20 protein-coding genes are annotated in these 21,583 nt (G+C 65.8%); all 20 read right to left on the minus strand.

The window, feature by feature from the left end; genetic code table 11:
- Nucleotides 1–90 precede the first annotated feature (90 nt).
- Complete coding sequence (locus BJL86_RS08985; protein WP_156515300.1) at nucleotides 91–501, minus strand: hypothetical protein; 411 nt, start codon at nucleotides 499–501, stop codon at nucleotides 91–93.
- A 145-nt stretch (nucleotides 502–646) separates the two neighbouring features.
- Nucleotides 647–2,791, minus strand: a complete 2,145-nt coding sequence (locus BJL86_RS08990; protein ID WP_067474240.1) for a ribonuclease J — start codon at nucleotides 2,789–2,791, stop codon at nucleotides 647–649.
- Nucleotides 2,788–3,723: a 4-hydroxy-tetrahydrodipicolinate synthase gene (gene dapA, locus BJL86_RS08995; RefSeq protein ID WP_414836066.1), complete on the minus strand. Its 936-nt coding sequence runs from the start codon at nucleotides 3,721–3,723 to the stop codon at nucleotides 2,788–2,790. The genes BJL86_RS08990 and dapA overlap by 4 nt, the downstream gene beginning before the upstream one ends.
- Nucleotides 3,724–3,787: 64 nt before the next feature.
- Entirely contained in the window at nucleotides 3,788–4,540 is a 753-nt protein-coding gene (thyX, locus tag BJL86_RS09000) for an FAD-dependent thymidylate synthase (RefSeq protein ID WP_067474236.1), read from the minus strand.
- Nucleotides 4,541–4,620: 80 nt separating this feature from the next.
- Nucleotides 4,621–5,079, minus strand: coding sequence for a flavodoxin family protein (locus BJL86_RS09005; protein ID WP_067474234.1), 459 nt, complete (start codon nucleotides 5,077–5,079; stop codon nucleotides 4,621–4,623).
- On the minus strand, nucleotides 5,072–5,515 hold the full coding sequence (locus BJL86_RS09010; RefSeq protein WP_067474255.1) for a hypothetical protein: 444 nt from the start codon (nucleotides 5,513–5,515) through the stop codon (nucleotides 5,072–5,074). Before BJL86_RS09010 ends, BJL86_RS09005 begins: the two co-directional genes overlap by 8 nt.
- A 42-nt stretch (nucleotides 5,516–5,557) precedes the next feature.
- Nucleotides 5,558–6,310 (minus strand): 4-hydroxy-tetrahydrodipicolinate reductase, encoded by a 753-nt coding sequence (gene dapB / locus BJL86_RS09015; RefSeq protein ID WP_067474232.1) that lies wholly within the window; start codon nucleotides 6,308–6,310, stop codon nucleotides 5,558–5,560.
- A gap of 46 nt (nucleotides 6,311–6,356) precedes the next feature.
- Nucleotides 6,357–7,715 (minus strand): M16 family metallopeptidase, encoded by a 1,359-nt coding sequence (locus BJL86_RS09020; RefSeq protein ID WP_067474229.1) that lies wholly within the window; start codon nucleotides 7,713–7,715, stop codon nucleotides 6,357–6,359.
- A gap of 17 nt (nucleotides 7,716–7,732) precedes the next feature.
- The gene (locus BJL86_RS09025) at nucleotides 7,733–9,982 is read right to left on the minus strand and encodes a polyribonucleotide nucleotidyltransferase (protein ID WP_067474225.1); all 2,250 of its coding nucleotides are present in this window, start codon (nucleotides 9,980–9,982) and stop codon (nucleotides 7,733–7,735) included.
- Between the two features lie 343 nt (nucleotides 9,983–10,325).
- A complete protein-coding gene (gene rpsO, locus BJL86_RS09030) occupies nucleotides 10,326–10,595 on the minus strand; it encodes a 30S ribosomal protein S15 (RefSeq protein WP_067474222.1) in 270 nt (89 codons plus the stop codon).
- Between the two features lie 128 nt (nucleotides 10,596–10,723).
- Complete coding sequence (locus BJL86_RS09035) at nucleotides 10,724–11,737, minus strand: bifunctional riboflavin kinase/FAD synthetase (RefSeq protein WP_414836065.1); 1,014 nt, start codon at nucleotides 11,735–11,737, stop codon at nucleotides 10,724–10,726.
- Nucleotides 11,738–11,772: 35 nt separating this feature from the next.
- A complete protein-coding gene (gene truB / locus BJL86_RS09040) occupies nucleotides 11,773–12,678 on the minus strand; it encodes a tRNA pseudouridine(55) synthase TruB (protein ID WP_067474219.1) in 906 nt (301 codons plus the stop codon).
- A 2-nt stretch (nucleotides 12,679–12,680) separates the two neighbouring features.
- The gene (locus BJL86_RS09045) at nucleotides 12,681–13,445 is read right to left on the minus strand and encodes a 4'-phosphopantetheinyl transferase family protein (RefSeq protein ID WP_231887190.1); all 765 of its coding nucleotides are present in this window, start codon (nucleotides 13,443–13,445) and stop codon (nucleotides 12,681–12,683) included.
- A complete protein-coding gene (locus BJL86_RS09050) occupies nucleotides 13,442–14,566 on the minus strand; it encodes a metallophosphoesterase family protein (protein WP_082908480.1) in 1,125 nt (374 codons plus the stop codon). The genes BJL86_RS09045 and BJL86_RS09050 overlap by 4 nt, the downstream gene beginning before the upstream one ends.
- Nucleotides 14,563–15,930 (minus strand): MATE family efflux transporter, encoded by a 1,368-nt coding sequence (locus tag BJL86_RS09055; RefSeq protein WP_067474216.1) that lies wholly within the window; start codon nucleotides 15,928–15,930, stop codon nucleotides 14,563–14,565. The genes BJL86_RS09050 and BJL86_RS09055 overlap by 4 nt, the downstream gene beginning before the upstream one ends.
- A gap of 13 nt (nucleotides 15,931–15,943) precedes the next feature.
- Complete coding sequence (gene rbfA, locus BJL86_RS09060; protein ID WP_067474212.1) at nucleotides 15,944–16,384, minus strand: 30S ribosome-binding factor RbfA; 441 nt, start codon at nucleotides 16,382–16,384, stop codon at nucleotides 15,944–15,946.
- A 139-nt stretch (nucleotides 16,385–16,523) separates the two neighbouring features.
- Complete coding sequence (gene infB, locus BJL86_RS09065) at nucleotides 16,524–19,358, minus strand: translation initiation factor IF-2 (protein ID WP_075844928.1); 2,835 nt, start codon at nucleotides 19,356–19,358, stop codon at nucleotides 16,524–16,526.
- A 123-nt stretch (nucleotides 19,359–19,481) separates the two neighbouring features.
- Nucleotides 19,482–19,766, minus strand: a complete 285-nt coding sequence (locus BJL86_RS09070; protein WP_257787306.1) for a YlxR family protein — start codon at nucleotides 19,764–19,766, stop codon at nucleotides 19,482–19,484.
- Between the two features lie 213 nt (nucleotides 19,767–19,979).
- Nucleotides 19,980–20,999 (minus strand): transcription termination factor NusA, encoded by a 1,020-nt coding sequence (gene nusA, locus BJL86_RS09075; RefSeq protein ID WP_067471720.1) that lies wholly within the window; start codon nucleotides 20,997–20,999, stop codon nucleotides 19,980–19,982.
- Between the two features lie 35 nt (nucleotides 21,000–21,034).
- The gene (locus tag BJL86_RS09080; RefSeq protein ID WP_067471723.1) at nucleotides 21,035–21,574 is read right to left on the minus strand and encodes a ribosome maturation factor RimP; all 540 of its coding nucleotides are present in this window, start codon (nucleotides 21,572–21,574) and stop codon (nucleotides 21,035–21,037) included.
- Nucleotides 21,575–21,583 lie beyond the last annotated feature (9 nt).

The following is a 21,583-nucleotide window of genomic DNA, read 5'->3' on the forward strand; positions in this document are numbered from 1 at the left end:
TGTCGGGGACGTGTGGGTTCCAAGTGCCATGCGACCATTCTAAACTCTCTAGTCACATCAGTAACAGTAGGCACGGCCGTATCGCTGAATTTATGCCTGACGCACCTCTTCGCCCGGCTTGAGCGGCCGGATACGGATGGCCGAGAGCGTGTCCGAATAGGACACGTTGGACACGGCGCGCCAAGAGTATTCGAGCAGCTGGGTCCAGAGCGTATCCCTGTTCACCGGGGCCTTGTTTCCCTTGGCGTACACGAGCCACACGACCGGGACCTGCGCCAGCCGCTCCCGGTAGTCGGCCATGATCTTCTCGACGTCTGCGGCGCCTTCGACGAAGAGCACCGCCGCATTCGCCGCGTCGAGCTCGACTCGGTCCAGGTCCTCGGTTGCGGCGAGCTCCGGTGCCGCGGCCGTCGCGGGCCACACCCACAGCTGGGTTCCGGCCTTGAATTGCATTTTCTTGTGAAGGGACGAATGGGGGCCGGGTTCGCGTGCTGCTGCCATGTGCCCAGTATCGCCCACGACCAGCGAGCGCGCGACGGGAAAGACCCGAAAAGTATGACGGCGGAGGGAGTAGCTCCCGTCAAAGAGAGCGCCTCCTCCGCCGTCATCGGAAGGTTCGTGCCGCGCAACCGGCGCGCCGTCGCGACTATTCCGCGGGTACCGCCGAGGTGATCACCGTGGGGACGATCATCGGCTTACGGCGCCACTTGTCCGAGACCCACTTGCCGATGACGCGGCGAACGACCTGCGCCATCCGGTAAGGATCGTTTTCGCCTTCGCCTGCCAGGTCTAGCAGCGCGTTCTCGACGAGCTCGACCGCCGGGGACAGCGCGCCCGGGTCGTCCGTGAAGCCCTTGCCCACGAGTTGCGGGCGCGAAACGGGGCGGCCGTTGCGGGGATCGACGACCACGGTGGCGGCGATGAAGCCGCCCTCGCCGAGGACGGTGCGGTCGGCGAGCACGGTGTCGCCGATGTCACCCGTCGTCAAACCGTCGACGTAGAGGTTTCCAACGGGGATCTGGCCAACGACCGAGACCTTGCGGTCGAGCAGCTCCACGACGACACCATTCTGCGCGAGCACCGTGTTGGCCTCGGGCACACCGGTCTTGATCGCGAGGTCCTTGTTCGCGCGCAGGTGGCGCCATTCGCCGTGGACGGGCATGACGTTGCGCGGACGCACTGCGTTGTAGATGAACAGCAGCTCTCCGGCGTAACCGTGCCCGGAGACGTGGACGTTCGCCTCGCGGCTGGTGATGACCTCGACACCCATCTGCGACAAGCGGTTCATCACGCCGAAGACCGCTTCCTCGTTGCCCGGGACGAGCGAGGAGGAGAACACGACCGTGTCACCGCTGTTGAGGTTGACCTGGCGGTGCTCGCGGCGGGCCATGCGGGACAAGCCGGCCATAGCCTCGCCCTGGGTGCCCGTGGTGACGACGACGAGCTTCTCCGGCGGCAGCTTCGCAGCGTGGTCCATATCGACGATGACGTTGTCCGGGGCGTTGAGGAAGCCCAGATCCATCGCGATCTCCATGTTGCGGACCATCGAACGCCCGTTGAGGGCGACCTTGCGGCCGGCCTGCGCAGCGGCGTCGATGATCTGCTGGACGCGGTAGACGTTAGAGGCGAAGCAGGCCACTACGACCTGCTTGCGCGCTCCGCGGATGACACGCTCCATCGACTTGGTGATGCCGGACTCCGACTCGGACACACCGGGGGTTGTCGCGTTGGTGGAGTCCATGAGCAGCAGATCGACGCCCTTGTCGCCATACCGCGCCATCGCGGGGAGGTCGGTGGGACGCTTGTCCATCGGAAGCTGGTCGAGCTTGATGTCGCCGGTGTGGATGATCCGGTTGCCGCCGACCTGGATCACGATGCCGAGCGCGTCGGGAATCGAGTGGTTGACGGCGAAGTACTCGACGTTGAATGCGCCGCGATTCGTCTTGGAGGATTCGTTGACGACCTCGACGTTGGGTCGGATCCTGTGCTCGCGACACTTGGCCTCGACGAGCGCGAGCGTGAAGCGCGAGCCGATTACCGGGATGTCCGGGCGAAGCTTGAGGAGGAACGGGATCGCGCCGATGTGGTCCTCGTGGCCGTGGGTGAGCACGAGCGCCTCGATGTCGTCGAGACGGTCCTCGAGCATCGAGAAATCCGGAAGGATCAGGTCGACGCCGGGCTCGTCGGAGCTCGGGAATAGCACGCCGCAGTCGACGATGAGGAGCTTGCGGTTGTACTCGAAGACCGTCATATTGCGGCCGATCTCCGAAATGCCGCCGAGCGCGACGATGCGCAGCGCGCCCTTCTTCGGCTTCGACGGACGCGGCAGAGTCGCGGTCATGTCGCCGCCCTGCATCGACTTCATACCGCCGTGCTGAGCGGTGGCGGTGTCGTTGTTGCCGCCGCGGCCACGGCCACCGGAGTTGCGGTTGCCGCCCCGGCCGGAGTTGTTCTTGCCTCCGCGACCGGAGTTTCGGTTACCGCCATTGCGGCCCGAACCACCGTTGTTGCCGTTGTTGCCGTTGTTGCCGTTGCCGGAATTGTTCGAGTTGTTGTTGCCGCGATTACCCTTGTCGCCGCCGCTCTTGTCCGACTTGTTCGACCCCTGGTTGCCCGAATCCTTGGTGGATGCGGCGGGCGCCTGGGGTTCGGTGAAGGTCGGAGCATTCTTGGGCGCATTGTTCTGCGCGCCGGCGGCGTTGGTGTTCTGCGGCTCCCGATTCTCGCTCGGGGGTCCTGCATTGCGCTTCACGCGGCTGCGTCCCCGGTTGCGATTCTGGGATTCCGTCATGTAGTTACTCCTGCTCTCTGCAGCCATTGCGTAAGGTACTCACGCTGCTGCTCGGTTGGTGGCAATTGTGGAAGCCGCGGCACACCTGCCGGGATTCCGAGAAGTTCGAGGGCTGCCTTCGACATCGAGACGCCGCCGAGATGGGCTTGGGCGTCGAAAAGAGGAAGCAGCGAATTATTGATGTGTTGCGCCTGGGCGAGATCGTTCGCCCGCACGGCGTTGTAGAGCTCGCGCAGCCTGCCGGCGGCGACGTGTCCGACAACGGACACCAGCCCCACGGCACCGGCGGCGAGCCATTGCAGATTGAGCACGTCGTCGCCCGAGTAGTACTGCAGCGTCGTCGAGTTCATCACCCGCATCGCATCGTGAAAATCGCCCTTGGCGTCCTTGACCGCCACGATGTTCGGATGTGCGTCGAGTTGAATCAACGTCTCCGCGCTGATCGGGATAACCGAGCGCGGCGGAATATCGTAGAGCATCAGGGGACGGTCGGTCGCGTCGGCAATCGCGGTGAAGTGCGCGGCGATCCCCGCCTGCGATGGCTTCGAATAATACGGAGTGACGACGAGCAGACCGTGCGCACCTGAGTACGCGCTTCGCTTCGCCAGATGCACCGAATGAGCCGTGTCGTACGTTCCCGCGCCCGCGATGACATAAGCGCGGTCCCCGACTGCCTCGAGTACGGCGTCGAGGACGGCGATCTTCTCATCGTCGGTCGTGGTGGGAGATTCCCCTGTGGTGCCCGAGACGACAATGCCATCGCACCCCGAGGCGACGAGATGTTCGGCAACCTGCTTCGCTCCGGACAAGCTGACCCTGCCATCGCGAGCGAAGGGCGTGACCATGGCTGTGAGTACCGTGCCGAAAGCGGCGCCGCGGGTGGATTGTGTTCCACTGCCGCGACGCATTTCGGTCTTTACGCTTTCAGCCATGGTTGCCAATACTACTCTGCAACGGACGATCGACCGCTATCGACGTGGCTGTTGGCGGCACCTCTCACCCCTCGACCACGTACGGGCTGATGGCGATCTCGGAGCCATCGTCCATTTGCGAGATCTCGAAGTCCGCGAACACGTTCGGCGCGAGGGCCTGGAGCTGGCGTAGACAGTCGATCGCGAGACCCCGGATCTCGGTGTCCGCATGTTCGGTGGCCCGCATTCCGATGAAGTGTCGCCACGAGCGATAGTTGCCCGACACCACGATGCGGGTCTCGGTAGCGTTTGGTAGGACCGAGCGCGCGGCCTGCCGCGCCTGCTTGCGACGCAGCATCGGGTTGGGGACGTCGGCGAATTTCGCCTCGAGCGCCGTCAACAATTCGGCATAAGCCTCCCGGGACGAATCCGCGACCTTCTCGAAAATGGCGAGCAGCTCGGGATCATCCTCGATGGCCGGCGGCGGGACCACCTTGGAATCGTGCTCTGGAACGAAGCGCTGGGAGAGCTGCGAGTAGGAGAAATGGCGGTGCCGGATCAGTTCGTGCGTGCAGGACCGCGAGATTCCGGTGATGTAGAACGACACGCTAGCGTGCTCGAAAACGCTGGTATGACCGACTTCGAGGATATGACGCAGGTATGCCGAATTCGTCGCCGTACGCGGATTTGGTTTGTCCCAGGACTGGTAGCAGGCACGGCCTGCGAATTCGGCGAGCGCTTCGCCGCCCGTGGCATCGGCGTCCCACTCGAGATCTTCCGGTGGAAAGAATTCCGTATGGGCCACCACCTTTACCTGCCGCCGCAGTAGCTCGCTCATCCTTGGTGTGTCTCCTCGTCGATGGTTGTTGTGCGGGGCCGGCGCCATGCGGCGCCCACGGGAATTCTGAGAAAAAGAAGCTAGATCAGCAGCGATGCGGCGACGCCCGCCGCGGCATCGCCGGCTTGTTCCCTCTCGGACGCCCCGACGTCGCCGATGATCTCGACCGCGGGCTGCGACTGCTTCCATTGCAGCGCCCCGGCGATCTTCTCGATCGATTTCACCGCGCCGGTGGTGTCGTCATTGCCGTGGACGACGACCCCGTAGGGCACGGACTTCGTCGCGTCGAGGCACGGGTAATAGATCTGGTCGAAAAAGTGCTTGAGGGCTCCGGCCATGTACCCGATGTTCGCAGGGGTGAGCAGGCAGATCGCGTCGGCCTCGAGCACGTGGGATGCCGTGGCGCCGAGCGCGGGAACACAGTTGACCGAGATGTCCTCGAGCCCTTCCTGTCCGAGCGCCTCGACCATGGCCTCCCGCAAGGACTCAACCCCCGGCGAAGGGGTGTGATGGACGAGCAGAAGCGTATAGCTAGCCACGCGATGCCTTCCTCTCCGCGGCCTCACCCGCGACCGCCTTCTTCATGAATTCGCGCCCGCGGGCGCGGTCCCCTGCGTGGTCGTAGGCGCGCGCCAGCCGGTACTGCACCCGCCAATCCTCGGGGTTCGCCTCGTATTCCTTCGATACGTCGGCGAACAGCTTGTCGGCCGATTCGGGCATGATCCGGCCAGACGGGCGGCGCTCCAGCCCGGAGGTGTCAAGCTCGAACCCCTCCGCGCGGGCCCGAGCGGAAATGTTCTGCAGCTCGAAGCCATTGCGCACAAGCACCCAGATGCTCCACGCGCCGACGAGAGCAAGGACAATGAGCCCGATGCCAAAGCCCTTCTCGGTGACCTCCGGGCTGCGAAGACCGGCGATTCCCTGCGCGATGAGCAGGCCGAACGCGAGCAGCAGGCCGAGGATCACCAACGTCATTAGGGCGGGCTTGACGTACTTCAACACAGCGACGGTGTCCTTCTAGAATTCCATGAAATTATCGAGGCCCACCGTGAGGCCCGGGTGGGCCTTGATGCTGCGGACCCCGAGAAGCACGCCGGGCACGAACGAGGTGCGGTCCATCGAATCGTGGCGAATCGTGAGCGTCTCGCCCTCGGTGCCGAACAGCACCTCCTGGTGCGCGACGAGCCCTGTAAGCCGGATCGAATGCACCGGCACACCTTCGATCTCGGCGCCTCGGGCTCCGTCGAGCTCCGTCGACGTGGCGTCCGGCTGTTCGCCGAGGCCGGCGTCCTTGCGGGCCTGCCCGACAAGCTCGGCCGTGAGCCTCGCAGTACCCGACGGGGCGTCCGCCTTGCGCGGGTGGTGGAGTTCGATGATCTCGGTAGACGGGTAGTACTTCGCGGCCTGCTGGGCGAAGCGCATCATCAAGATCGCGCCGATCGCGAAGTTCGGAGCCACGAGCACGCCGGTACCCGGGTGCTTGGACAGGAACCCGCGCACCTTCTCGAGGCGCTCCTCGGTGAACCCGGTAGTCCCGACCACCGCGTGGATATCATGGCCTACCAAGAACTCGAGGTTTTCCAGAACCACATCCGGATGCGTGAAGTCGACGACGATCTCGGCACCGGCGGAGACCAGGTTCTCGAGCGAATCGCCGTCATCGATCCGGGCGACGAGCTCCATGTCCTCGGCCGCTTCCACGCCGTCGCAGATCGTCGACCCCACGCGCCCCTTGGCGCCGAGCACGCCGACCTTGAGTGTTTCGCCCATCGTCACTCCCCTACGTTGTTGGTGCCGAATTCTTCTTCGCTCCACTCTACCGAGCGCGTCCGACGTCATTTATGTGCCGTGCCAGTGGCGACGCGAGCTTGCGCAGCCCGCGCTCGCGTCCCGGCCCGGCGACGACGGTGTGCCACCCCTGGGCGAGGATAAGTTCCCAGGCGTCGGCGACATCGGCGGCCCTCACTCGGCGAAGCCGCTCGATGGATTCTTCGACGGTGATGATCTCCCCACGCTCGAGGAGGTGCCTGCCCAGCCTCCCCATACGCACCATCGGGTCGTCGTAACCGAGGAGGATCGCCCCTCGCAGGTAGCCCGTGGCTCGCCCGAGTTCCTCCTCATCTGGAGGCATGACGTCGAACGCGCCGAGCTCCTCGGCGACCGCTGTCATCAAGTGCCGTGCCCTGCTCGCCGGCGCGCTCGCCCCGAGCTGCAGGACACCGGCCGGTCCGAACTGATCGACACCGGCGAAAACGTTGTAGCCGACGCCATATTTTTCGCGAATTCCCTGGAACATGCGGGACGATACGCCGGCGCCGAGCACCGCCGCAGCGACATGAACCGCGGGACGGCGGGGATCATCGCGCGCAGGGGTGAGTACGGTGAGCCCGACGTGGGTCTGCTGCCCGTCGATGCGAAGTGCGGCGAGCTCTCCGCTCGCCGGCTGCAGGCGCGGCGAGTCGAAGGCGCGCTCGGCGTATCGTGCTTCCGCAGGCCTGGACGTGAGCCCCGCGAATGGCGAGTCCTCGAGGTGCGCGCACAGTTCATCATGGGCGACGGGTCCGACAGCGGCGATGACGATGTTCTCCGGGTCCATGGACCGCGCATGCAGGCGCCGCAGAGCCACTGGGGTGAGAGCGTCGAGGTCGCTTGAGTCCCCGAGAATCGAGCGACCGAGCGGGTGGCTCGGCAGCGCCATCGAGTAGCCGATTTCGCCGGCGAGGTCTTCCGGATCGTCGTCGCGTCCGGCGATCTCGTCGGCGATGACGCCGCGCTCGACATTCACGGCCTCGTCGGTACATGTCCCCTCTACCACCACTGAGGCGAGCACCTCGAGCGCCTCCCACTCGCTTCCGGTGGGAACCTGCATGTGGAAGCAGGTGTGCTCCTTGGCGGTGAACGCGTTGATCTCCGCGCCGGCGGCGTCCGTGCGTGAAGCGATCTCGAAGGCGTCGAAACGAGTGGTTCCCTTGAACAGCACGTGCTCGAGGAAGTGCATTCCCCCGAATTCGCTGCTGTGGCCGCCGGTCCCGGGCCTCTCGTCGGTCGAGCCCATTCCGAGCCAGACGCCACAGGTGATACCGGAAAGCCCCGGTACCTCCTCACTGACGACGCGTACGCCCGACGACAGCTCGGAGATCCGGGGCCCTTCGGTGGCCTTCTTGGCAGTGTTCACCTGCCCGAGGTTAGTGCCTACGACTCAGACTGCTCCTCGGCGGCCTCGTTCTCCACGGGGATCAGGCTGATCTTCCCGCGGTTGTCGATATCTGCGATCTCTACCTCGATCTTGTCGCCGACATTGAGCACGTCCTCGACCTTGGCGATGCGCTTGTCTCCGCCGATCTTCGAGATGTGCAGCAGGCCATCGCGGCCCGGGAGCAGGGAGATGAACGCGCCGAACGGGGCGGCCTTGACCATCGTGCCGAGGAAACGCTCGCCTACCTGCGGGAGCTGCGGGTTCGCAATCGAGTTGATTCGATCGATCGCGGCCTGTGCCGACTCTCCGTCGGTAGCGCCGATGAACACCGTGCCATCGTCCTCGATGGAGATGTTCGCGCCGGTCTCCTCGGTGATGGTGTTGATGTTCTTGCCCTTGGGCCCGATGACCTCGCCGATCTTGTCGAGCGGAATCTTGATGGACTGCACGCGCGGGGCGTACGGGCTCATCTCGTCCGGCTCGTCGATCGCATCGGACATGACCTCGAGGATCGTCAGGCGGGCGTCGCGGGCCTGCTTGAGGGCCGCGGCGAGAACGCCGGACGGAATGCCGTCGAGCTTCGTATCGAGCTGCAGCGCGGTGACGAACTGTGCGGTGCCGGCAACCTTGAAGTCCATGTCGCCGAACGCGTCCTCGGCTCCGAGGATGTCGGTGAGCGCGACGTAGCGGGTCTCGCCGTCGACCTCATCGGACACGAGGCCCATGGCGATGCCGGCGACAGGCGCCTTGAGCGGAACACCCGCGTTGAGCAGCGAAAGCGTCGACGCACATACCGAGCCCATCGACGTCGAACCGTTGGATCCGAGCGCCTCGGACACCTGGCGAATCGCGTAGGGGAATTCCTCGACGGAGGGCAGCACCGGCTCGACGGCGCGCTCGGCAAGCGCGCCGTGGCCGATCTCCCGGCGCTTGGGAGAGCCGACGCGGCCGGTCTCACCGGTGGAGTACGGCGGGAAGTTGTAGTGGTGCATGTACCGCTTGGACGTGACCGGTCCAAGCGAGTCGATCTGCTGGGCCATCTTCACCATGTCGAGAGTGGTGACTCCCATGATCTGGGTCTCCCCGCGCTCGAACAGTGCCGAGCCGTGGGCGCGAGGGACGATGTCCACGCCGACGCTCAGGGCGCGGATGTCGGTGGTGCCACGGCCGTCGATACGGAAGTGGTCGGTGAGGATCCGGCTGCGCACGGTCTTCTTCGTGAGCGAGCGGAACGCGTTGCCGAGCTCCTTCTCGCGCTCTTCGAAGTCGCCGGCGAGCGAGTCGAGGACCTCTTCCTGTAGCGAGGAGATCGCGTTGTCGCGCTCCTGTTTATCGGCGATGGACATGACCTCGCCGATGCGCTTGCCCGCAGCCTTTTCCACCGCTGCGAACGCATCGTCGGCGTACTCGGGGAACAGCGGGAACTCGCGGGCTTCCTTCTTCGCGACGTCCGCGAGGGCAGCCTGCGCCCCGCACAACTCTGCGATGAAGGGCTTGGCGGCCTCGAGGCCCTCGGCGACGACCTCTTCGGTCGGAGCCTGCAGGCCGGAGTTGACTTTGTCGACCACGGTGTTCGAGGCGCCGGCCTCGACCATCATGATCGCGACGTCGGCGTCGGCTCCGGAACCGGAGACCACGCGGCCGGCGACGATCATGTCGAAGACGGAGGCCTCGGTCTGTTCGACCGTCGGGAACGCGACCCACTGGCCCTTCGGGTTCTCAGCGGTCGGAATAAGCGAGACACGCACGCCGCCGATCGGGCCGCTGAACGGCAGACCGGACAGCTGCGTCGACGCCGAGGCCGCGTTGATCGCGACCACGTCGTACATGTCGGACGGGTTCTGACTCATCACCGTGATGACGACCTGGATCTCGTTGCGCAAACCCGAGACGAAGCTCGGACGCAGCGGCCGGTCGATGAGACGGGCCGTGAGAATGGCATCGGTCGAGGGACGACCCTCGCGGCGGAAGAAGGAGCCGGGGATGCGGCCGGCGGCGTACATGCGCTCTTCGACGTCAACCGTGAGCGGGAAGAAATCGAATCCCTCGCGCGGGTGCTTACCAGCGGCGGTCGCCGACAGCAGCATGGTCTCTTCGTCGAGGTAGGCAACGACGGAACCGGCGGCCTGGCGGGCGAGAAGGCCCGTCTCGAACCGCACCTCGCGGGTGCCGAACGCGCCGTTGTTGATGACAGCTACGGACTCGAAGACTCCTTCTTCGACTTCCGTTGCCTTGTGTGAAGACATGAAAACTTTCCTGACTGTAGATGGTGCAAACACACGTCTACGCAGCAGCCAGGGTGCAGAGTAAGGTGGGCGGCCTTCGATCGAAGCAGCCGAAAGTGTGGGAAAGTCCTGCGCGTTCTACGCGAATGTTCGGCTGCCACTACCGAGGACCGAGCCCCTTGGTCGCTCTGCGCCCATATCCTGCGCGGACAAGTGCCAGGCTATCACCCATGGCGGACGTTCCACGACTATCGCGGGTCCCGCGCGCCAGAAGAGTAGGGGCCACGGCAAAGCAGAACGCCCCCGAAACATTCGGGGGCGTTCTGGTGCGACCGACATTCGATCGCGAAAGTGTTGCGCTGGATCAGCGGCGCAGGCCGAGGCGCTCGATGAGCTTACGGTAGCGCTGGATGTCCGACTTCGCCGCGTAGTTGAGCAGGCGGCGGCGACGACCGACGAGGAGCAGCAAGCCACGACGGGAGTGGTGGTCGTGCTTGTGGTCCTTGAGGTGCTCGGTGAGCGAGGAGATGCGCGCGGTGAGCAGCGCAACCTGTGCCTCCGGCGAACCCGTGTCGGACTCGTGGATGCCGTACTCGGCGAGAATGGTCTTCTTCTCTTCAGTGGTCAAAGCCATGATTTTCTCCGTTGTTCCAGTTCGCGAACATTTTTCAGCCCTGCCGCCGCGAACCACAGCAAGACCGAGGGATCACTCTACCTGCCGCCGCATCAAGGGCGTTAATCGTATGACGTCGGAGGTGCCGATCACTCCTGGGCTTCGCGCGAGATGCCGGTCTTCTCATCGCAGCCGGCGAGCATCGACCGGACGATCTGCACGTCCCGGTCCATCGCCTCCAAGAGCTCGTCGACGCCGTTGAATTTCTCCATGCCGCGGACATGGCCGACAAAGTCGACGGCCGCATGGCGCCCGTACAGGTCACTGGTCTCGTCGAGCACGAAGGCCTCGACAGTGCGGTCGACTCCCGCGAACGTCGGGTTCGTGCCTACGGAGATCGCCGCCGGGTAGCGCGTGCCGGCTTCCATGGAGCCGTCGAGTTCGCCGCCGTCGAGCACGGTGAACCACCCTGCGTAGACGCCGTCGACCGGAACACATTCGCTCATGTCGGCGCTGAGGTTAGCGGTCGGGTAGCCGAGCTCCTTGCCGCCGCGGCCCTCTCCGTGGATCACTTCCCCGGTGACGCGGTGTGGCCTGCCGAGCATCTCCCCCGCACGCTGCGCGTCGCCCTCGGAAAGTGCGTGCCGGACGGCGGTCGAGGACACGGTTCCCTCGCCGTCACTGACGAGATCTTCGATACGGCACTCGATGCCGCGTGCCTCGCACAGAGACTTCAAGGTCTCCGCCGTCCCCGCAGCCTTATGCCCGAAGGTGAAGTTCGTGCCGACGACCACGCTGCGCGCGTGAAGCCGCTCGACGAGCAGACGGTCGAAGAATTCCGCCGGCGTCCAGCCGGCGATCTCCTTATCGAAGGGAATCGCGAACACGGCGTCGATGCCGTATTCGGCGGCCAGTTCGGCGCGGCGCGCGAGTGGGGTGAGCGTCGCCGGGCTCTTCCCTGGCATGATCACCTCGACGGGATGCGGGTCGAAGGTGACCATCACGGCCATGGTGCCCAGACGTTTCGCATCGTCGACCGCGTGCGCCAGAAGCTTCTGGTGCCCCTTATGAACGCCATCGAACACGCCAATGGCCACACTCGCGCCATGCGAGCCGACACCGGTTTCGGTGTCGATATCGGTGAACTCTCGCCACAATTGCACGGAACCTAGGTTACGCGCACCCGCCACGATCGCACCTACTGCGGGTCGACGAGGAACACCGAAGCCGCCCGCCTACCGGATTCGACCAGCAACGCGATCGGCGTGCCATCCGGATCGACGGCGGCCACCGTTCCCGAGTTGCCCACGGTCTCGAGCCATTTGCCGTGCGCGAGGCCCGCGGCCTCGGCCGCCGAGATATCGCGGTGCGGGAAGCTCGCGAGCACGGCGTCGTGGAGCGGCACCGACAGAGTCGGGGTTCCCTCGAGTTCGTCGAGCGTTCGCGCCACGGACAGATCGAAATTCCCCACTCGTGTACGGCGCAGCGCGGTGAGGTGCCCTCCGACCTCCAACGCCTCGCCTAGGTCGCGGGCGAGCGCGCGAATATAGGTTCCCGAGGAGCAGTCGACCCTGACATCGACGTCGAGGTATTCGCCATTCGCCGTGCTATCGAGGATGTCGAAACGGTGGACGGTGACCGGGCGGGCCGGGATTTCGACGCTCTCCCCCTCGCGGACGCGTTCGTGGGCGCGCTTTCCCGCGATCTTGATCGCGGAGACCGCGGAGGGGCGCTGCATGATCTCGCCGGTCAACGCGGCGATTCCTGCCCCGAGGTCCGCCTCGTCGATATTGGCGGCGGAAGCCCCGGAGATAATCTCCCCTTCGGCGTCATCGCTGCTTGTGGCCGCCCCCAGCCTGATCGTGGCGTCGTAGGACTTATTCGTCAGCGCGAGGTGGCCGAGGAGTTTGGTCGCGCGTTCGATCCCCACGACAAGCACTCCCGTCGCGTCCGGGTCAAGTGTCCCGGCGTGCCCGACCTTGCGGGTTCCGAAAAATCGTCGGCACCGCGCGACGACGTCGTGGCTGGTAAGCCCGGTGGGCTTGTCGACCACGACGATTCCCGCCGGTGGCGCCGGGCGCTGAGGTTTCGCTTTTCCGGACATTGTCACAGCCTAACGGGCGCAGGCTGCTCTACGGCTATAGCGGCCACCACGAACCCCGAGTCGATCGCCCAGTGGCCACTCAACGCCCGCAGCGGCGTACCCCCGTCGATGACGTCGGGCGCGATGAGAATTCGCGACACGAAGGTCCCCCGCGCCCGTATCCCCGTAGCCGTGCGGGATATGTCCTCGGTGTCGAAGGACAACTCGGCGTCCTCGAAACCCAGCCACCGACGTGTGAGTGGGAACCACGCCTTGTACGTGGCCTCCTTGGCGCTGAAGAGGAGTTTGTCCACGCGCAGCTGCGGTTCTCCGGCGAGCACGGCGCGCACCCAGTCCCGCTCGGATGGGAGCGAGACGGCGTCGAGGACGCCGGGCGGAAGCCCCTCGTGGGGTTCGGCGTCCACGCCGAGGCTGCGGAACCGTTCCTGCCTGGCGATCGCCGCAGCTCGGAGACCGTCGGTGTGGGTCATTGCTCCGACCACGTTCGGCGGGAACATCGGGGCGCCGCGCTGCCCCTTCACGATCGCCGCCGGCTCGATCCCCTCCCCGCGAAGTGCTTCTCGCGCGCAATCGCGAACCGAGGCGTACTCGGCGCGCCGCCGGGGCGCGTACGTCGCGCTCGCCTCGGCCTCGGCCGGCCACAGGTTCTCGATCGCGGCATCCTCGTCCCGTCCCGCCGCGAGCAGCTCGTCCCAGGACGACACACGCACGCCGTCGGGGAACACCGAGCGCAGCATGTCGCCCGTGGTACCGCGTGCGTCGTTCATTTCCCGGCCACCTCTGCCCATTGATCGTCGGTAATGTCCTCGCGGAACGGTCGTCCGGTTTCGTCCGGCCCGGCGATATGAGGTCCCTCGCCGTCATCCAGCCACCGCACAGGCGGGTCCGGCGGTACCGGAACTATTTGGCGGGCCAGCGGTACGGGGAATCCGCGCCGCTGCCATTCGCGTGGATAGCCTAGCGAGACTTCCTCGAAGCGGACGCCGTCGACGATGTGGCTGCGCGGAATGTGTAGGTGCCCGTAGACACACGTCTGCGCTCGGTAGCGCAGTGGCCATTGGCTGGTGTGTTCGGTGCCGCACCACATCGCGAAATCCTGGAGAAACAGCATGCGGGTCGGCTCGCGGTGGAGCGGCCAGTGATTGATGAGCACCGTCGGCATGTCCGGGTCGAGGCGAGAGAGCGTGCGCGTCGTTTCCGCGAGTCGCTCGGAGCACCAGGCCGATACGGATGGGAACGGCGCAGGGTCGATGAGATATTCGTCGGTGGCGACCACTCGGCGCTCCCGTGCTGCGGCGAGCGCCTCGGCCTTGCTCGCGCGGGGGTCCGGTCGCCACGAGTAGTCGTAGAGGAGGAACAACGGGACGATGCGTACGGGGCCGCCTGCACCCTCCCACAGCGGATACGGGTCCTCGGGGGTGTCGATTCCCAACTGGCGGCAGATGTCGACCATGACGGCGTATCGCGTGGGCGCGGCAAGGCCGTCGAGGCCGATGCGTCCTCCCCACAGTTCGTGGTTCCCGGGAACCCAGATGACACGCGCGAATCGCTCGGCGAGGGTGGCGAGAACGTCGGCGATATCGGCGAGGCGCTCGGCCACGTCGCCGGCGACGATAAGCCAGTCGCCGGGGTGGCTTGGCCGAAGGCCCGCGACCACCGAGCGATTACCGCGGCTCGCGGCGTGCAGGTCGGCGACCGCCCGCAACGTCGGGTGGCCCGGCCCGGCGCCGATGGTGGCGACTGCGTCGACTTCCGCCGGGTCGTCCTCGGCGGGATCAAATGCGCGGGCTCTTCCTGCCAGCAGGTATTCCGCTGCAGCTGCGATCGACGCGGGGTCGCCCGCATCGACGGCGGGATCAGCGCTGTTGTCGTGCGGCTTCGAGCTCATGTGCTCCCTCCTTGCGGCGTTCCCATCCGCATCCACGTGTCGGAACGAGCCCGAAGTGCGACACCGACGAGCCGGCCGAGGATGAATGCGCCTAGGCCGGCCCATATCCCTTCTAGCCCCCACCCAAAGTAGTGCGTGGCAATGAGCACCGGTAAGTAGCACCCCAGCGCGGTAACCACAGTGAGTCTGCGCAGGAAGGCGGCATCGGCGGCCCCGAGCAAGACGCCGTCCAGGCCGAACACCACCGACGCCGGAATACACAGGAGCGCCGCGGCGAACACGGCTACGCGGAAGCGTTCGGCCACTTCCGGGTCCGAAGTAAGTAGCGACACGATAGGACCGTGCAACACGGCGATGGCGATCGCAAGCACGACGCCGAGCCCCAGGGACCACGTGACGGTGAGTCTGGTGAAGCGCCGAACGCGCTCGCGATCTTCGGCGCCGAGGGCCTGGCCAACGACGGCCTGGGCTGCGATCGCCACGGAGTCGAGAACCAGGGAGATCAGGTTCCACACCTGTCCACCCAGATGATGGGCGCCGAGTGTCGCGTTTCCCGCTTCCCCGGCGGTCTTGGTGGCGGCGAAGAACGTTACCTGGAATGCGGCCGTTCGGACGATGAGGTTCCCGCCGAGACGCAGCTGTGTCGCGATGACGTCGGGCAGCGGGCGAAGCGACAGGCCGTAGCGATGCTTCTGCGCGAAGAGCGCGGCCAGCATGCCCGACGCCGCGCATGCCTGGCCGACGACGTTGGCGATGGCGGAGCCTTGGAGGCCCAATTCCGGGAAGGGCCCGAGACCGAGGACCAGCGCGAAACACAGGGCGGTGGACACCGCGATCCCTCCGACCACAAAGGCCAGGGGTCCGCGGGTTCGTTGGACGCCGCGCATCCAACCATTTCCCGCTGCGGTGAGGAGGATGAGCGGAATGCCCCAGGCCGCGATGTGCAGCCAGTTCCGCGCCATCTGCGCAACGTGTGGATCTGGGGTCAGTGCCCCGGTAATTGGTCCCACAAACACGAGCAGGACGGTGACCACTGCCAGGCCGACTCCACCGGCGATCCAGGAGGCCTGTAGCCCCTCCCGCACGGCGAGGTCGGTGCGGCCGGCGCCGAAAAATCTCGCTGCGCGCGCCGTCGTCCCGTATGACAGGAAGTTCATCTGCGTGCCCAGAAGGGTGAGCAGCAGCGAACCTACGCCGAGAGCCGCTAATTCGGTCGACCCGACGCGCCCGACCACGACGCCGTCGACCAATAAGTAAATCGGCTCCGCCGCAAGAACCGGCAACACCGGCAAGGCGAGGCCGAAGAGAGTCTTCCCGAAGGAAGACGGGCGAGTGCGCTCCTCGGATCTTTGGTCGTCGTGCACGAGGCGGCTTCGGCTACTGCTCGTCTTCGTCGAGCTTGTAGGGGTTTTCTTCGCCCGCCGGCTTCGCTCCCTCGGCGGTGCGGCGAACCTCTTCGTCCTTCTCGCGGGCCTTCGCGAGCAGGTCTTCCATCTGCCGCGCGGCGTCGGGAACCGTGTCGGCCTGGAACGCGAGGGTCGGCGTGAACTTCACGCCGGTCTGGCGACCGACGATGCTCCGCAGGCGCCCCTTGGCGCGTTCCAGCGACGCGGCCGCGGCCTCGTGGTCCGGTTCCTCGTCGAGGGTGCGGCCGCGCACGGTGTAAAACACGGTCGCGTCGCGCAGGTCCGCGGTCAGGCGCGCGTCGGTGACTGTGACGAATTCGAGCTGAGGATCCTTGATCTCATGTTCGATGGCGGTGGCGACGATCTCGGCAATGCGCTTGGCCAAGCGGCCCGCACGCGCGCGTTCGTTCATTTCCTTCTCCTGCTGTGTGCTCAAAAGCTCATGATGCCCGATGACGGGCGGTAAAGGGCGGCAACACCGGCGGGGCCGCGGTTGCGCTCTCGCGCCCGCGGCCCCGCCGGTCTAGTCCCGTTGTCGAAAAAACCTACGCTTAGTCGCGGGGCTTTTCGACCAGTTCGTACGCCTCGATGAAGTCTCCGACCTGGATGTCCGGGTAGGACACGGTCAGACCACATTCGAAGCCTTCGCGCACCTCGGTGACGTCGTCCTTCTCGCGACGCAACGTCTTGATCTCGATGGAATCGGAGACCACGTTTCCGTCGCGAACGAGCCGCGCCTTTGCGTGACGCCGGACGCGCCCCTCGGTGATCATGCAACCGGCGATCGTACCGACGGCGGAGGACTTGAACAGCTGGCGGATCTCCGCCTTGCCGAGCTCGGACTCCTCGTAGATCGGCTTGAGCATGCCCTTCAGCGCCGACTCGACCTCGTCGATGGCCTGGTAGATCACCGAGTAGTAGCGGATCTCGACGCCCTCGCGGTTGGCTCGCTCGGTCGCCTTACCCTCTGCACGCACATTGAAGCCGATGATGATCGCATCGGATGCGGCCGCGAGATCCACGTTCGTTTCGGTGACAGCACCGACACCGCGGTCCACGACACGCAGTTCGACCTCGTCGTCGATCTCGATTCCGAGAAGCGACTCCTCGAGAGCTTCGACCGTACCGGCGTTGTCGCCCTTGAGGATGAGGTTGAGCTGGCTCGTTTCCTTGAGCACCGAATCCAGGTCCTCGAGGCTGATCCGCTTACGCTTGCGAGCCGCCTGCGCGTTGCGCTTGAGCGCATTGCGTCGATCGGCGATCTGGCGTGCGATACGGTCCTCGTCGACCACCATCAAGGTGTCGCCGGCACCGGATACGCTGGTCAGGCCGATGACCTGAACCGGGCGCGAGGGACCGGCTTCCTTGACGTCCTGTCCGTGCTCATCCACCATCCGTCGCACGCGACCGTAGGCGTCGCCGGCGACAATCGAATCGCCGACGCGCAACGTACCGCGCTGGATGATGACCGTCGCGACGGGCCCGCGGCCGCGGTCGAGGTGAGCCTCGATCGCGACGCCCTGGGCGTCCATCTCCGGGTTGGCGTACAACTCGAGCGTTGCATCAGCGGTCAGCACGACGGCTTCGAGAAGTTTGTCGATGTTCTCACCGTTGCGGGCGGAGATGTCGACGAACATCGTCTCGCCGCCGTACTCCTCGGGGATGAGTCCGTATTCGGTCATCTGACCGCGGATCTTCGCCGGGTCGGCGCCTTCCTTATCGATCTTGTTCACCGCGACCACGATCGGTACATCCGCAGCCTGGGCGTGGTTGATCGCCTCCACCGTCTGCGGCATGACTCCGTCGTCGGCCGCCACAACGATGATCGCGATATCGGTCGACTTCGCACCACGGGCACGCATGGCGGTGAACGCCTCGTGGCCCGGGGTATCGATGAACGTGATGGTGCGGTCTTCGTCGTTGACCGGGGTGGTCACCTGATACGCGCCGATGTGCTGGGTAATACCACCGGCCTCGGCGTCACCGACGTTCGCTCGACGGATTGAGTCGAGGAGTCGGGTCTTACCGTGGTCGACGTGACCCATGACGGTAACGACCGCGGGACGCTTCTCGAGCTCCTCATCGCCGCCGTCATCCTCGCCGTAGGTGAGGTCAAACGATTCCAGTAGTTCGCGATCCTCGTCCTCCGGAGAGACGACCTGGATCTTGAAGCCCATCTCCTCGCCGAGGAGCTGCAGCGTCTCTTCGCTCACCGACTGCGTGGCCGTGGCCATCTCGCCGAGGTTGAACAAAGCCTGGACGAGCTGCGCCGGGTTGACGTCGATCTTGTCGGCGAAGTCGGCGAGCGATGCGCCCTGTGCCAGGCGGACGGTCTGGCCGTTACCGTTCGGAAGCCGAACGCCGCCCACCTCGGGTGCGCGCATCGAATCGTATTCCTGGCGCTTCTGCCGCTTCGACTTACGTCCACGACGTGGTGCGCCACCGGGGCGACCGAACGCACCGGCCGCGCCGCCGCGTCCGCGACCGCCGCCACCGGGGCGACCGCCACCGCCCGGACGAGCCGGTCCACCGGGTCCTCCGCCGCGGAAACCGCCACCGCCGCCACCGGGGCGACCGCCACCGCCCGGACGGCCGCGGCCTGCCGGCTTGACCCGTTCGGGCATCTGGCCCGGGCTCGGGTGCGCAGGCATCATCGCCGGGTTCGGGCGAGGTCCACCACCCTGGCCGCCGCCCTGAGGACGACGATCACCCTGGGGGCGGGCGCCCGGACGGGGCCCTCCCTGGCCGGGACGAGCGCCACCCTGCGGGCGAGGTCCGCCCTGGCCGGCGGCCGGGCGCTGTCCGCCCGGTCCGGGGCGGGGTCCGCCGGGCCCCGGCGCCGGACGGGGCGCGGGACGAGCAGACTGGCCGCCGGTGGAAAAGGGATTGTTGCCGACGCGCGGCACCTTCGGACCCGGCTTCGGTCCGGGGCGAGCGCCGGGCTTGGGTGCAGCCTCGCTCGAGGGCTTCGGCGCGGCGTCCGCAGTCGCCTCAGCCGCCGGCTTGGCCGCCGCGGGCTTCGGAGTGCTCGCGGGGGACGGCTTTTCCGCCGGCGCGGGGCCGGGCTTCGCGGCCGGAACCGGCTTTGCCGAGGACGGCTTCGGGCCCGGTGTGGCCGCGGACGGGGTGGCCTTCGGCGCGGCCTTTTTTGCGCCGGGCTTCGGCCCATCGGACTTCGCCGACTTGGCCGGGGCCTTGTCGGCCGATGCGGAGGCGCCACCCGAGGACTCGGGGAATGCCTCTCTGAGTCGCCGAACCACCGGAACTTCCAGGGTCGACGATGCGGACTTGACGAATTCTCCCTGCTCGCGCAGCTTCGCCAAGACCTCCTTGCTCGTTACGTTGAGCTCTTTCGCGATCTCGTGGACGCGGGGCTTTCCTGCCACTTTTCTCCTGTCCTGTAGGGACTAGAAGGCGACATGGCAGGTCGCTTTCAAGCCCCTAATGCTTTCCGATATCCGTTCATCGTTTCGACTTCACGGTGTTCTCATCGGTTGCGGTCCATTTCTTCACTCCTCCTCCCCTGCGTCTGACGCAGGAGGGATCGTCTGGTCGCCACATAGCCGGGCGACAAACTCGTTTAACGCCGAAACGTCGGCATTCAGTCCCACGCGAAGCGACCTCGGAAAGGCCTTCCGCTCGAGTGCGGTCCGAACGCAGTCGGCATTGCGGTGAACCCAGGCTCCGCGACCGTCCATAGTCCCTGGCCGGTCGGGAACGATCGCCGAACCGTGCTCCACGGCGACCACGCGGACGAGGTCGCCGGAAACCGGCTCGCTTCGGCGGCAACCCACGCACGTGCGTACGGGGCCACATCGATTCGCAGGCTGTGAATCACTCAAGTGACTCGCCCTTCCTCGATTCCGAATCCACCAGTTACGACCTTAGGCCGGTTTTCGCGGCACGCCTAATAGGTCCGCCTCTGCGGCGGCAACTCATCGAGCGTTCCGTTTACCTTCCGGTAAAAGTCGCAGAAGCTGAGTTTACCGCGAATTCGACCAGATGACTTAATCGACGCCCGGTACCTCAATGGGATCGGAGGTGTCGGCATCGGAGCGGATGTCGATGCGCCAGCCCGTGAGGCGATGCGCGAGTCGGGCATTCTGCCCTTCTTTCCCGATCGCCAGCGACAGCTGGTAGTCGGGCACTACTACGCGGGCGGCCTTGTTGACCTCGTCGACGACATCCACCGAGACGACCTTCGATGGCGACAAGGCGTTACCCACAAAGATCGCGGGATCGGAGTCCCAGTCGATGATGTCGATCTTCTCGCCGCCGAGTTCGGCCATCACGTTGCGTACGCGCGCACCCATTGGCCCGATGCACGCGCCCTTGGCGTTGAGACCATTGACGTGAGCGGACACCGCGATCTTCGACCGGTGCCCGGCCTCGCGCGCAATGGACGAGATCTCCACCGATCCGTCCTCGATCTCGGGCACCTCGAGACGGAACAGCCCGCGGACGAGGTCCGGGTGCGTCCGGGAGAGATTGATCGTCGTCGACCGCGGCCCCTTCGTCACGCCGACGACGAAGCATTTGATGCGCTCGCCGTGCGGGTAGCGTTCGCCGGGTACCTGCTCCGAAGGCATGATCGTGCCCTCGGTGCCGCCGCTTTCGGGCCCGAGCCGGACGACCACGATGCCGCGGTCGTTAGCGCGCGCATCCGATTGGATCACGCCGGAGATGATCTCTCCCTCACGCGCCTGGAACTCGTTGTACGTCTTCGCCGAATCCGCTTCCCGCAAGCGGTTCATGATGATCTGGCGGGCGGTGGACGCGGCGACGCGGCCGAAATCGCTGGGCGTGTCGTCGAACTCGCCGATCTGGTTGCCCTCGTCGTCGAGCTCCGCAACGAGCACTCGCACCGAACCCGCCTTGCGGTTCACCTCGACGCGCGCGGGCCGTTGGGCGCCGGGAGTGTGCTGGTACGCCGTCAGAAGCGCACTTTCCAATGTGACAAGAAGGTCCTCGAGAGAGATTTCTCGTTCAGCGCTCAACAGCTTGAGGGCCGTCATGTCTATATTCATTGCAGCTTCCGTCTCCTAGCCAAAAGACTCTCGAATTATGAGTCTGCCACTAACCGGTCGATCTCGTCCTGTGGTGGAGAGGAAAACTCTACCTGGACCACTGCGCGCTCGATGTCACCGAGGCCGACCCACTGCGCGTGCAGGCTCTTTCCCGCCTTGAAAACCAGCCACACGCGCCCACCGGGTTCGTCGACGTCACCGATCCGCGCCTTGTGTCCCCTCCCCTTCTCGCCAATGACGTCGGAGAGCGCATCCGTGCTGGCGAACGCGATCTCGGCCTTCCTGCCCCGTGCGCGGCGGAAGTGCCTCGGCGTTTCCAGCGGTGCGCCCACTCCCCGGCTCGATACCTCGAGGATCACCTTCTGTTCGGTCGATCCCCACCCCTGCGACGGTGCGTCGAGCGCGTTCGAAATCTCGGCAAGCTCGTCGAGCCCGACCGGATTGTCGCCGTCGACGATGATCTTCACGCTGGCGGCCCCCTCGGACGTGCCCGAATCGTCGATGCGGTCGACGTCCAGGCCGAACTGGGAAACGATCGCCTCGATGGTGGCTCGGTCCTGTTCGGAGAGAATCACGACTCACCG

This window comes from Dietzia timorensis, assembly GCF_001659785.1.
GTDB lineage: Bacteria > Actinomycetota > Actinomycetes > Mycobacteriales > Mycobacteriaceae > Dietzia > Dietzia timorensis.